The 12,991-nt window shown below is 60.1% G+C and carries 10 protein-coding genes; all 10 read right to left on the bottom strand.

From position 1 onward, the window contains the following. Positions 1-8: 8 nt before the first annotated feature. The 10 genes from OQ248_RS13430 to OQ248_RS13475 all read right to left on the bottom strand — a co-directional run bounded on the left by OQ248_RS13430 (position 9) and on the right by OQ248_RS13475 (position 12,898). Positions 9-1,571: a SpoVR family protein gene (locus OQ248_RS13430; RefSeq protein ID WP_085709215.1), complete on the bottom strand. Its 1,563-nt coding sequence runs from the start codon at positions 1,569-1,571 to the stop codon at positions 9-11. Beyond that, positions 1,568-2,839 (bottom strand): YeaH/YhbH family protein, encoded by a 1,272-nt coding sequence (locus tag OQ248_RS13435; RefSeq protein WP_085709216.1) that lies wholly within the window; start codon positions 2,837-2,839, stop codon positions 1,568-1,570. Before OQ248_RS13435 ends, OQ248_RS13430 begins: the two co-directional genes overlap by 4 nt. 204 nt (positions 2,840-3,043) lie before the next feature. Continuing rightward, on the bottom strand, positions 3,044-4,966 hold the full coding sequence (locus OQ248_RS13440) for a PrkA family serine protein kinase (protein ID WP_011336211.1): 1,923 nt from the start codon (positions 4,964-4,966) through the stop codon (positions 3,044-3,046). Positions 4,967-5,263: 297 nt separating this feature from the next. Beyond that, a complete protein-coding gene (glpE, locus tag OQ248_RS13445; RefSeq protein WP_007959911.1) occupies positions 5,264-5,593 on the bottom strand; it encodes a thiosulfate sulfurtransferase GlpE in 330 nt (109 codons plus the stop codon). 33 nt (positions 5,594-5,626) lie between these two features. Next, entirely contained in the window at positions 5,627-6,508 is an 882-nt protein-coding gene (locus OQ248_RS13450) for a symmetrical bis(5'-nucleosyl)-tetraphosphatase (protein WP_265813076.1), read from the bottom strand. Next, a complete protein-coding gene (apaG, locus tag OQ248_RS13455; protein ID WP_085709218.1) occupies positions 6,508-6,888 on the bottom strand; it encodes a Co2+/Mg2+ efflux protein ApaG in 381 nt (126 codons plus the stop codon). Before apaG ends, OQ248_RS13450 begins: the two co-directional genes overlap by 1 nt. Before the next feature lie 113 nt (positions 6,889-7,001). Beyond that, positions 7,002-7,820 (bottom strand): 16S rRNA (adenine(1518)-N(6)/adenine(1519)-N(6))-dimethyltransferase RsmA, encoded by an 819-nt coding sequence (rsmA, locus tag OQ248_RS13460; protein WP_085709219.1) that lies wholly within the window; start codon positions 7,818-7,820, stop codon positions 7,002-7,004. Then, positions 7,817-8,806, bottom strand: a complete 990-nt coding sequence (gene pdxA, locus OQ248_RS13465; protein WP_265813077.1) for a 4-hydroxythreonine-4-phosphate dehydrogenase PdxA — start codon at positions 8,804-8,806, stop codon at positions 7,817-7,819. The genes rsmA and pdxA overlap by 4 nt, the downstream gene beginning before the upstream one ends. Continuing rightward, entirely contained in the window at positions 8,803-10,119 is a 1,317-nt protein-coding gene (surA, locus tag OQ248_RS13470; protein ID WP_139831842.1) for a peptidylprolyl isomerase SurA, read from the bottom strand. Before surA ends, pdxA begins: the two co-directional genes overlap by 4 nt. Then, complete coding sequence (locus OQ248_RS13475; RefSeq protein ID WP_265813078.1) at positions 10,100-12,898, bottom strand: LPS-assembly protein LptD; 2,799 nt, start codon at positions 12,896-12,898, stop codon at positions 10,100-10,102. The genes surA and OQ248_RS13475 overlap by 20 nt, the downstream gene beginning before the upstream one ends. Positions 12,899-12,991 lie beyond the last annotated feature (93 nt).

Below are 12,991 nucleotides of genomic sequence, written 5' to 3' on the forward strand. Positions count from 1 at the left end.
GAACGGGATCAAAGATGAATGACGGCGAGATCGAGCCGACCGTAATCCCCCTCGCCGTGTTCGCTGCGGGGCGGCACATGGTGGGTTTTCATGATCTGGTCGCCCTGCAGGGTCTCCAGATGAATGTCGAAACCCCATAGCCGATGCAGATGTTTGAGTACCTCGTCGGTGGAGTCGCCCAGCGGTTTGCGGTCGTGCTGCTGGTGACGCAGGGTCAGAGAACGGTCACCGCGCCGGTCGATGCTGTAGATCTGCACGTTCGGTTCACGGTTGCCCAGGTTGTACTGCGCGGCCAGGGTCTCACGGATGATCCGGTAGCCGCCCTCGTCATGGATGGCGGGCACTAGCAGATCGTCCTTCTGGTCGTCATCGAGGATGCTGAACAGTTTCAGGTCGCGGATCACCTTCGGCGACAGGTACTGCAGGATGAAACTCTCATCCTTGAAGCTGCTCATGGCGAACTTGATGGTCGACAGCCAGTCGGTGCCGGCGATTTCCGGGAACCAGCGACGGTCTTCTTCCGTCGGTTCTTCGCACATGCGCCGGATGTCGCGGTACATGGCAAAGCCCAGTGCGTAAGGGTTGATGCCGTTGTAGTAGGGGCTGTCGAAACCTGGCTGGAACACCACGCTGGTGTGAGACGTCAGGAATTCCATCATGAAGCCGTCGGTGACCAGACCCTCGTCGTACAGGTCGTTCATCAGCGTGTAGTGCCAGAAAGTCGCCCAGCCCTCGTTCATCACCTGGGTCTGGCGCTGTGGATAGAAATACTGGGCGATCTTGCGCACGATGCGCACGATTTCCCGTTGCCAGGGCTCCAGCAGCGGCGCGTGTTTCTCGATGAAGTACAGGATGTTTTCCTGAGGCTCGGCCGGGAACCGCGCATTGTCCTTGTCGCTGAACTTGTCCGCGCCTTTGGGAATGGTGCGCCACAGGTCGTTGATCTGCTTCTGCAGGTGTTCTTCGCGATCCTTTTGCCGGCGCCGCTCTTCCTCGGCGGAAATCGGATACGGGCGTTTGTAGCGGTCGACGCCGTAGTTCATCAACGCATGGCAGGAGTCGAGCAAGTCCTCGACCGCGTCGATGCCGTGGCGCTCCTCGCACTGCATGATGTACTGCTTGGCGAACACCAGGTAGTCGATGATTGAGCTGGCATCGGTCCAGGTGCGGAACAGGTAGTTGCCCTTGAAGAAGCTGTTGTGGCCGTAGCAGGCATGGGCCACCACCAGTGCCTGCATGCAGATGGTGTTTTCTTCCATCAGGTAGGCGATGCACGGATCGGAGTTGATCACGATCTCGTAGGCCAGTCCCATCTGCCCGCGGCTGTAGGATTTCTCGGTGCTGAGGAAGTGTTTGCCGTAGGACCAGTGGTGATAGCCCAGCGGCATGCCGACCGAAGCGTAGGCGTCCATCATCTGTTCGGCGGTGATCACTTCGATCTGGTTGGGATAAGTGTCCAGGGCGTACCCGGCCGCGATCCGGGCAATTTCGCGGTCGTAGGTCTGGATCAGCTCGAATGTCCATTCGGAGCCGGTGGAAATGGGTTGGCGCTTCTGCTCTTTGGCGGTCATGTCACTAACCTGCGCTGGAAGAGTTCACGGAAGACCGGATAGATATCTCCGGCCGAGACCAGCTGCTGCTGGGCAAAAGTGTCGGAAAAGGCTTCGGCGATGCGTTCGTATTCGTACCACAGGGCCTGATGTTCGCGCGGGGTGATCTCTACGTAAGTGTAGTACTGCACGAACGGCATGATCTGGTTGATAAGGATGTCGCGGCAGATCGGCGAGTCATCGTTCCAGTTGTCGCCATCGGAGGCCTGGGCGGCGTAGATGTTCCATTCGTTGCTCGGGTAGCGCTCGGCCATGATCTCCTGCATCAGTTTCAGGGCGCTGGAAACGATGGTGCCGCCGGTTTCCCGCGAGTAGAAAAACTCTTCCTCGTCAACTTCCCGGGCGCTGGTGTGGTGGCGGATGAACACGACGTCGATCTTGTCGTAGTTCCGCTTCAGGAACAGGTACAGCAGGATGAAAAAGCGTTTGGCGATGTCCTTGGTCGCCTGGGTCATGGAGCCGGAAACGTCCATCAGGCAGAACATCACGGCCTTGGAGCTGGGGTTCGGCTGCTTGATCAGCAGGTTGTACTTGAGGTCGAAGGTGTCGAGGAAGGGCACGCGATGAATGCGCGCACTGAGTTTCTCGATTTCTGCTTCCAGGTTCTGAATGTCGCCGAAATTATCCGGTTCTTCGCGTTTCAGGCGTGCCAGCTCTTCCTTGGCCTCGCGCAGCTTGGCGCGGCTGCTGCCGGACAGCGCGATCCGCCGGGCATGGGCCGAGCGCAGGGTGCGGATGATGTTGATCCGGGACGGGTTGCCCTCGTTACTGATCCCGGCGCGAACAGTCTTGAAGGTATCGGTACCGGTCAGGTTGCGTTTGACCAGGTTCGGCAGTTCGAGGTCCTCGAACATGAACTCGAGGAACTCTTCCTGGGTGATCTGGAAGACGAATTCGTCCATGCCTTCGCCGGAATTGCCGGCCTTGCCCGGCCCACGGCCTCCGCCACCTCCCGGTGGGCGGGCGATGTGTTCGCCGGCGGTGAATTCCTTGTTGCCGGGATGAACCACCGTCTGCTTGCCGCCGCGACCATGGTGAAGCACCGGTTCGTCGATGTCGCGACCGGGAATGCTGATCTGCTCGCCGTGCTCCATGTCGGTGATGGAGCGCCGGCTGACCGCCTCTTCGACAGCCTTCTTGATGTGGTCACGGTAACGCCGCAGGAAGCGCTGACGGTTCACCGTGCTCTTGTTCTTGCCATTGAGACGTCGGTCGATCACATAGCTCATGACTGCTCCTTAGAAGCTGTCCTGCAAAGGGCGAGCGGTCATGCAGCGTTTAACCGAATGCCTGGGGACGCAAACGCTCCCCCAAGCGCTTTGGGTGCTGCCTGAACCTCGCTACCGCCTTTCGAACACCTTCCAGAGGCCTGTGTAGCAGAAAATGCGCACACAGGCCTCGGGCTGACGACAACCGGTCTGACCGGCCGCGGTTTACTGTGATTTTCTGACCCGCAGATACCACTCGGAGAGCAGTCGTACCTGTTTGTCGGTGTAGCCGCGCTCGACCATTCGTGTAACGAAGTCGTTGTGTTTCTGTTGATCCTCTTTGCTGGCCTTGGCATTGAAGCTGATGACCGGCAGCAGGTCCTCGGTGTTCGAGAACATTTTCTTCTCGATGACCACCCGCAGTTTTTCGTAGCTGAGCCAGGTCGGGTTCTTGCCGTTGTTGTTGGCCCGGGCGCGCAACACGAAGTTGACGATTTCGTTGCGGAAATCCTTCGGATTGCTGATGCCGGCCGGTTTCTCGATCTTTTCCAGTTCCTCGTTGAGGGCGACGCGGTTGAGGATCTCGCCGGTTTCCGGATCGCGGTATTCCTGATCCTGAATCCAGAAGTCCGCGTACAGCACGTAGCGGTCGAAGATGTTCTGGCCGTACTCGCTGTAGGACTCGAGGTAGGCGGTCTGGATCTCCTTGCCGATGAATTCGATATAACGCGGTGCCAGGTATTCTTTCAGGTAGCGCAGATAGCGCTCGCGGGTCTCGGCCTGGAACTGCTCCTGCTCGATCTGCTGTTCCAGTACATAGAGCAGGTGCACCGGGTTGGCAGCGATTTCGTGCGGGTCGAAGTTGAAGACCTTGGACAGGATCTTGAACGCGAACCGGGTCGACAGACCGTTCATGCCCTCGTCGACACCTGCCGCGTCGCGGTATTCCTGGATCGACTTGGCCTTCGGATCGGTGTCCTTGAGGTTTTCGCCGTCATACACGCGCATCTTGGAATAGATGTTGGAGTTTTCCGGCTCCTTCAGGCGTGACAGAACGGTGAACTGCGCCAGCATCTTCAGGGTGTCCGGCGCGCAATGGGCCTTGGCCAGGGAGCTGTTGAACAGCAGCTTGTCGTAGATCTTCACTTCGTCGCTGACCCGCAGGCAGTACGGCACTTTGACGATGTAGATCCGGTCGATGAAGGCTTCGTTGTTCTTGTTGTTGCGGAAGGTGTGCCACTCCGATTCGTTGGAGTGGGCCAGCAGGATCCCGGTGAACGGAATCGCGCCGAGGCCTTCGGTACTGTTGTAGTTGCCCTCCTGGGTGGCGGTCAGCAGAGGGTGGAGCACCTTGATCGGTGCCTTGAACATTTCGACGAATTCCATCAGGCCCTGGTTGGCCCGGCACAGCGCACCGGAATAGCTGTAGGCATCGGCGTCGTTCTGCGGGAATTCTTCCAGCTTGCGGATATCGACCTTGCCCACCAGCGCGGAGATGTCCTGGTTGTTCTCGTCGCCCGGTTCGGTCTTGGCCACGGCGATCTGGTTGAGGATCGACGGGTACAGTTTGACCACGCGGAACTGGCTGATGTCGCCACCGAATTCGGCCAGGCGCTTGGTGGCCCATGGCGACATGATGGTGTTCAGGTAGCGCCGGGGAATGCCGAAGTCCTCTTCGAGGATCGCGCCATCTTCGGTGGCGTTGAACAGACCCAGTGGAGACTCGAATACCGGTGAGCCCTTGATGGCATAGAAGGGCACTTTTTCCATGAGCTGTTTCAGCTTCTCGGCCAGGGACGATTTACCGCCACCGACGGGGCCGAGCAGGTAGAGGATCTGTTTCTTCTCCTCGAGTCCCTGGGCGGCATGGCGGAAATACGACACGATCTGGTCGATGCATTCTTCCATCCCGTGGAAGTCTTCAAAGGCCGGATAGCGGCGGATCACCTTGTTGGAAAAGATTCGCGACAGCCTCGAATTGGTCGAAGTGTCGAGCAGCTCCGGTTCGCCGATAGCCATCAACAGACGCTCGGCGGCGGAAACGTAGGCGCTGCGATCCTTTTTGCACAGTTCCAGGTATTCCTGCAGCGAGAATTCTTCCTGGCGTGTGGACTCGAAGCGTTGTTGGAAGTGGCTAAAGATACTCATGACGTCACCTCGCTCGATACGTGGAGCCGACGCCGGATCACTCAGTCGATGCTGGCAAGCAGCCGCGATGGCAGCTGTTGTTTACCCCCCAGAACCCTTCCGCGATCGACAACCGCGAAAGTCACTCCCGATGACCCGTGCGCCGGTGTACCGGCTCTCCCCTGTTTTGGATGGCCTGGGCTTAAGGATAGTTGGGAATTCGGGAGGTAAAGGCGAGATACGTAATTAGTTGTGGCAGACCGTTCGTCTGCCACCGCGCGAGCCCACGGGAGCCGGGGCCTGCACGTTACAAAAAAATTATTCGGAGGTGCCTTGCGCGGTTTCCGAAGGAAAAGTCGTACGCCACAGCTCGAAGCCGCCGTCCATGCTGTAGACGTCGGAAAAGCCCTGGCTGACAAGATACGCCGCAGCACCCTGGCTCGAATTGCCGTGGTAGCAGACCACGACAGTCGGGGCATCGAGGTCGGCACCCTGGATGAAGGCATGCAGGGAATGATTGTCCAGATGCTTCGAGCCGCTGATGTGCAGCGCCGCGAATGTGGCAGGGTCACGGACGTCGACGACCACGGCACCTTGCTCACGCAGGGCCTGGGCCTGTTCCGGGGGGATTCGTTTGAATTCGCTCATGGCGGGTTCCTGTGGCTCGGCTGAAAACGCAGTCTAACGCGGGGCGCTGACTGGCGAGGATTCGGTGATCGGTGGTGCGACGGGAGGCAGGACGCCGCCGTGTTCGTCGCATTTGCACGACAGCCGTTCAAAGCTGTCGACGTTCATCAGGGTCAGGCTGCCGCCCCACACGCATCCGGTGTCGAGGGCCGAAATGCCGGGCTCGTGGACATCGCCCTCAAGCGCCGCCCAGTGGCCGAAAATGATCCGCAGGCCACGGGTCTTGCGTTCCTTGTGCTGGAACCACGGTTTGTAGCCCGGTGGCGCCGTGTCGAGACCTTCCTTGCTCTTGAGGTCGAGTTTGCCTTCGGCGGTGCAGAAGCGCATGCGCGTGAAGTAGTTGGTGATGACCCGCAGGCGGGCCACGCCTTTGAGCTCGCTGTCCCACTTCGCCGGTTCGTTACCGTACATGCCGTCGAGGAAGGCCGGGAGCCGGTTGTCGTCGCGCAGGGCGGTCTCGACTTCTTCGGCGTACTTCAGGGCCTTGCGCAGCGACCATTGCGGGGGGATGCCCGCATGGGTCATGGCGACGTCACGTTGCTCGTCGTAGTGCATGAGTTTCTGCTGACGCAGCCACTCCATCAGTTCGGCGCAGTCCGGTGCTTCGAGAATCTCGCGCAGCGTGTCGGACTTTTTCATGCGCTCGATGTTTTTCGCCGCTGCCAGCAGGTGCAGGTCGTGATTGCCGAGGACGCAGACCAGCGACTCACGCATGCCATAGAGGAAACGCAGGGTTTCCAGCGATTGCGGACCACGGTTGACCAAATCGCCCACCAGCCACAACCGGTCCACTGCCGGGTCGAACGCGACTTGCCTGAGCAGGCATTTGAGCGGTTCGAGGCAGCCTTGAAGGTCGCCGACGGCATACGTCGCCATTAGTGCAGGGCTCCGGGAACGGCGAGGCGGAAGGGTTTGATGATTGCATCGAAATGCTTGCCGTCGCTGGCGACCATTTCATAGCTGCCCTGCATGGTGCCGACCTTGGTGGTCATGACCGTGCCGCTGCTGTAGGTGTGGCTTTGTCCCGCGTCGATCAAGGGCTGCTGGCCGACCACGCCGGCACCGCGCACTTCTTCGACATGCCCGTCACCATCGGTGATCACCCAATGCCGGGACATCAGTCGGGCCGGTTGCTCGCCATTGTTCTGCACAGTGATGGTGTAGGCGAAGGCGAAGCGGTCGTGCTCGGGTTGCGATTGGTCTGCCAGGTAGTGAGTAACGACACTGACATCGACCTGATAACGAGGATCAGACATGCAAAAGGCCTTAAGGACAAAGCGGGACGCGGGGGGTAGCCGATGGATTGAGTCTAGGCAAGTATCGGGCAGGAGACCAGAGCGGTGTCCTGCCCGAGTGCGATGCTTGCCTGTCAGTCGGCTGCAGGTGTTTTCGCAGGCTGTTCGGCAAGCTTGTCGGCCAGACGCACGAATGCGGCCAGATCAAGCTGCTCGGGACGCAGGCTGCCGTCTACGCCGGCGGCTTCGATTTCAGCGTTGCTCAGCAATTGCTTGAGGGTATTGCGCAGGGTCTTGCGGCGCTGGTTGAACGCTTCGCGCACAACGCGCTCCAGCAGGCGATGATCCTTGGCCGGGTGCGGCAGTACCGCGTGCGGCACAAGACGCACGATGGCCGAGTCGACTTTCGGCGGCGGGTTGAAAGCCCCCGGCCCGACGTTGAACAGATGTTCGACCCGGCAGTGGTACTGAACCATGATCGACAGACGGCCCCAGTCGCCGCCACCCGGGCCGGCGGCCAGACGCTCCACGACTTCCTTCTGCAGCATGAAGTGCATGTCGCGAATGATGCCGGCGTTGTTCAGCAGGTGGAAAATCAGCGGCGTGGAAATGTTGTACGGCAGGTTGCCGACCACGCGCAGGCTGTTTGGCGCAGCATTCAGGGTGTTGAAGTCGAACTTCAGCGCATCGCCCTGATGCAGGTTGAAATTGCTCTTGCCGGCGAACTGCTGGTTGAGGATCGGGATCAGGTCCTTGTCCAGTTCCACCACGTCCAGCTGTGCGCCAGAGTTGAGGATGCCGGCGGTCAGTGCGCCCTGGCCCGGGCCGATTTCCAGCATCCGGTCGCCGGATTTGGCACTGATGGAGCGCAGGATGCGGTCGATGACGCCGGCATCGTGCAGGAAGTTCTGGCCAAAGCGTTTGCGCGCCTTGTGTTGGTATTGCTCGGTCATAAACGGGTCTCGGCCATCTGGTAGGCGGTTTCCAGGGCGACCTGCAGGCTGCCGGTGTCGATCTTGCCGCTGCCGGCCAGATCCAGGGCGGTGCCGTGGTCGACGGAGGTGCGGATGATCGGCAGGCCCAGGGTCACGTTGACTGCTGCGCCGAAGCCTTTGTACTTGAGCACGGGCAGGCCCTGGTCGTGGTACATCGCCAGCACTGCGTCGCAGTGCTCCAGATATTTGGGGGTAAACAGAGTGTCGGCAGGCAGCGGGCCACGAAGGTCCATGCCCTCGCCGCGCAGGCGCTCTAATGTTGGTTCGATGATGTCGATTTCTTCATGGCCCAGGTGTCCGCCTTCACCGGCGTGCGGGTTGAGCCCGCAGACCAGGATGCGCGGTCGGGCGATGCCGAATTTGTCTTGCAGGTCGGCGTGCAGGATCCGCGTGACCCGTTCCAGCCGCTCCGGCGTGATCGCATCGGCGATGTCGCGCAAGGGCAGGTGAGTGGTGACCAGCGCCACGCGCAAACCGCGGGTGGCGAGCATCATCACCACCTGGGCGGTGTGGGTCAGGTCGGCGAGGAATTCGGTGTGTCCGGAAAAGGCGATGCCGGATTCGTTGATCACGCCCTTGTGCACCGGGGCGGTGATCATCCCGGCGAAGTCGCCGTTCAGGCAGCCATTGCCGGCGCGGGTCAGGGTTTCAAGGACGAATGCGGCGTTGGTCTTGTCCAGTTGACCGGCGACCACGGGGGCGCTGAGCGGGGTGTCCCAGACATAAAGGCTGTTGGCCGGCGCCGGAAGGTCCGGCCATTGACCGGGCGACACAGGCAGCAGACTGACGGCCAGCCCCAGCTGCGCGGCCCGCTCTTGGAGCAGGTCGCGGCTGGTGATGGCAATCAGGGGATGTGGCTGGGCTTGCGAGGCGAGCAGCAGGCACAGGTCGGGACCGATGCCGGCTGGTTCGCCGGGTGTCAGCGCGAAACGCTTGGGTTTCACTGCGCTGCCTGGTCTGCACCAGGGAGTTTGATCTCTACGTACGCTTCGTCACGGATCTGACGCAGCCAGGTTTGCAGCTCTTCGTCGTATTTGCGGTTACGCAGTACGGTCATTGCTTGCTGCTCGCGGGCCTGTTCGGTGCTGTCGGTGGCGCGACGGCCAAGGACTTCCAGAACGTGCCAGCCGTACTGGGTCTGGAACGGCTTGGACAGCTGACCCTGCGGGGACTTGGCCATCACGGCGCGGAATTCCGGTACCAGTGCGTTCGGGTCGATCCAGTTCAGGTCGCCGCCGTTGAGGGCGGAACCCGGGTCTTCCGAATATTTCTTCGCCAGTTCGGCGAAATCTTCGCCAGCTTCGATGCGGTTATACAGCGATTGAACCAGCTCTTTGGTCTTGGCTTCGTCGCGGACCGGACTTGGCTTGACCAGGATGTGGCGCACATGCACTTCGTCACGCATCTGGCTTTCGCCGCCGCGTTTTTCCAGCAGCTTCAGGATGATGAAACCACCTGGAGTGCGTGCCGGTTGAGTGATGTCGCCCGGCGACATGGCGCTCAGTTCGCGATCGAACGGCGGTGGCAATTGAGCGGCTTTACGCCAGCCCATGTCGCCGCCTTCCAGGGCGTTGTCGCTGCCGGATCTGGCAACAGCCAGTTGACCGAAGTCAGCGCCTTGCTTGAGTTGCTGGTAAACCTCCATCGCCTGGCGTGCGGCGCTCTGAATCGCTTCAGAGTTGGCGCTTTCCGGGGTCGGAATCAGGATGTTGGCCAGGTGCAGCTCTTCCGACAGTTGCATCTTGCCCAGGTCGGAGGCGAGGAAGTTCTTCACCTCCTGTTCCGATACCTGAATGCGTTCTGCAACACGGCGCTGACGCACACGGCTGATGATCATTTCCTTGCGGATCTGGTCACGGGCGCCTTCGTAGCTCAGGCCGTCGCGAGCCAGGGCTGCGCGGAACTGGTCGACAGTCATGTTGTTGCGCTGGGCAATGGTGCCGACAGCCTGGTTCAGTTCTTCATCGGTGATGCGGATGCCGGAGCGTTCGCCGATCTGCAGCTGCAGGTTTTCGACGATCAGGCGCTCGAGCACCTGCTGATCCAGCACGCCCGGAGGCGGCAAGCCGCCACCGCGCTTGGCGATGGTTTGCTGAACTTCGTGGACGCGTTGATCCAGTTGGCTCTGCATGACCACGTCGTTGTCGACGATGGCCACAACCTTATCGATGGACTGTACTGCGGCGTTCGCCGCAGTACCCAGGAACAGCGCGCCCAGCATCAGCGGGCGCAGACAATCAGAAAGCTTGGTCTTCACGTTGACGATAACCTTGGATGCCTTTGTCGAGGAAAGTCTCTGTCTTGGCGCCGGTGAGGCCGCCGAGTCCTTTCAGGACAATTTGAAGGAAGAGCCCGTGGTCGCCTTTTTCGTTTTCCGGGGCGTTCTGACTGAATTCGTCATAGCTGACCCAGTAACGGTTGATCAGGCGCAGTTTCCAGCAGCAGTTGTCGTATTCGAAACCACCGAAGGCTTCCAGCGTGCGGTTGCGGTTGTAGTCGTACTGCCAGCGGCTGATGGCGCTCCATTGTGGAACGATCGGCCAGATGACCGAGAAGTCATGCTGCTGGATCTTGTAGTAGTCCTTCACGTAACCAGGCTGGCCCGGGGTGCCGTAGTCACCACCGCCCACCGACCATTTGCCGGTGTTCTGGTCGTAACGAACCTGGTCGTTGCGATAGCGATAACCGACGTTGACCACCTTGTTCGGGTTGTCTTCAGGCTGGTAGTGGAACATCGCGCTGCCGGAGCGAGGGCTGCGGCTGTCAGGGTCCCAGTTGTAATCGGCAGTGGTGCGCCAGTCGCGGTTCCAGCGGTATTCGTATTCCAGCGCATAGGGCGAAACATTGGAATGCGCGTCATCGCGGGTTTTCGGATCGATGCCTGGCAGTTGGACTTCGCGATCCTTGAAGTACAGGGCCTGGCCGACGCTGATACGTTGACGCTCGAATCCGTTGTCTTCGATCCAGCGGCTGGTCACGCCCAGCGACAGTTTGTTCTCGTCGCCGACACGGTCGGAGCCGGAGAAGCGGTTGTCACGGAAGAGCGAGGCGTAGTTGAAGGTGTATTCGCTGGTGTCGAAAACCGGAATATCAGACTGGTCTTTCTCGGGCACATAAAGATAGAACAGGCGTGGTTCCAGGGTCTGACGGTAGTTCTTGCCAAAGTAGGACGTGTCGCGGTCGAAGTACAGTCCGCCGTCGATGCTCGCGATAGGAACGCCACGGTTCTGGTTGCTGCTGAACTTGCCGTTGAGGTTCTGGTTTTCTGGCGTCATTGCCGCAATTTGCGATTTACCGATACCGTCCAGATCCAGCTGGTACTGGGTGTACTGGTACTTGAGCGATGGCTTGAGGAAGCCATAGGTCCAGTTCATCGGCAGGCTGACGCCTGGTTTCAGGTTGAGCCGGTCGCCGTTTGCACGGGCCAGACCAGTGATGTTGTTGTCCAGACGACGTTCGACAGTACCGTCTTCGTTCGTGAAGTTGCCATTCTGCAGATCACGATCAAACCGTACGATCTCGGTTTCGTAATCGAAGTCCAGGCCTTCCGGGTGATATGGCAGCTGACCATTGAAGGTGATCTGCGGCAGACGGTCGTACGGCGTGAGGTTCGAAACGGTCGCCAGTTGATACGCCTGAGCGTTCAGACGTGCCGTGTAGCTGTCGCCACGATAGGTGACGGAACCCTGCTGATTCACGTAGTCCTGGCTCTTCACACCGATCTGGTCGGTGGTCAGGTCCTGGAAGTAATACGGATCGCTGATCTTGGTGTAGTCGACCTGGGTGAGCACGCGGGAGTCGAGACCGCCCTTGTGCTGCCAGTTGTACATGTAACGGTTTTTCTCGTAGTCGCTCTGCTTGCTGCGATCGGTGTCTTCGTCGTTGAGGTACGCGGCACCGAACTGACCTTCGCTGGACTTGGTCAGGTAGCGGAATTCGCCTTCCATCAACAGACCGCGCTTGCTCATGTAGCGCGGGTACAACGTGGCATCGTAGTTCGGTGCCAGGTTGAAGTAGTACGGTGTGACCAGCATGAAGCCGGTGTCGCTGCCGGTGCCGATGGTCGGCGGCAGGAAGCCCGACTGACGGCGGTCGTCGATCGGGAAGTAGATGTACGGGGTGTACAGGATCGGAATGTCCTTGACCCGCAGTGTCACGTTGGTCGCGGTACCGAAGCCGGTGGCAGGGTTCAGGGTGATGTTGTTGCCCTTGAGCTGCCAGGCGTTGCTGTTCGGTTCGCACGTGGTGTACGTGCCGTCCTTCAAGCGGATGATCGCGTTTTCGGCACGCTTGGCGTACAGCGCGTTACCGCGGATGCGCGATTTGTGCATCACGTATTCGGCGTTGTCGACCTTGGCTTCACCGGTGTCGAGCTGCACATCGGCGTGGTCGCCGACGATCAGCGCGCCATTGTCGCGGATGCGCACGTCGCCCTTGAGTTCGGCGCGGCTCTCGGCCTGATAGAGGCTCGCTTCCTGGGATTCGACCTGCATGCTGCCCTGACGCAGGACCACGTCACCGGCCAGCGTGCCGACCTGATCTTCGGTGTTGTAGCGCGAAGCTTTCGCGCCGATGAAGGTCGGGGCGTCACTTTTATTCGTCTTGTCATTCATGCCAGGACGAATCGGTTCGATATAGGAACCAGAGCAGTAAGGACCGGTCTCGGCCAGTTGGGCGGCGGTGAGCTTCTCGCGCGGAACCCAGTCGAGGTGACTGTAGTCTTCGCTACGGGATTTCAGGCCGCGGCCCTTGGACTCGGTGACCAGCATGGGTTTGGGACCGGAGTCCGAAACGCTGCCGTTCTCGGCCGGGGCTTCGCCGGTGGCGCTGACAGCGCTGCCGTCATGCACCGGGCGCGGCGGCAATGCAGCCGTCGGCGTCTTCGGCGAACAGGCCCAGCCGCCCGTAGCCGAGACGGCGCAGTCATACTGCTCGGCGGCGACAACGAATGAACTGGCCAGAGGTTGCATAGCCAGCAGACTGCCGGTTACCAACAACGGAAATTTTTTACGAAACGCGGGGGATTTCAATGCCATCTTATTAGTCCGGGCTTCCTGCGTGCCATCTGCCCGCGGTGTGGGCCGCACGCCTCTCGATGGTCTGAAAAAGATGCTGGATAATAAAGCATG

This window comes from Pseudomonas sp. COW5, from assembly GCF_026240005.1.
Taxonomy (GTDB): domain Bacteria; phylum Pseudomonadota; class Gammaproteobacteria; order Pseudomonadales; family Pseudomonadaceae; genus Aquipseudomonas; species Aquipseudomonas kribbensis.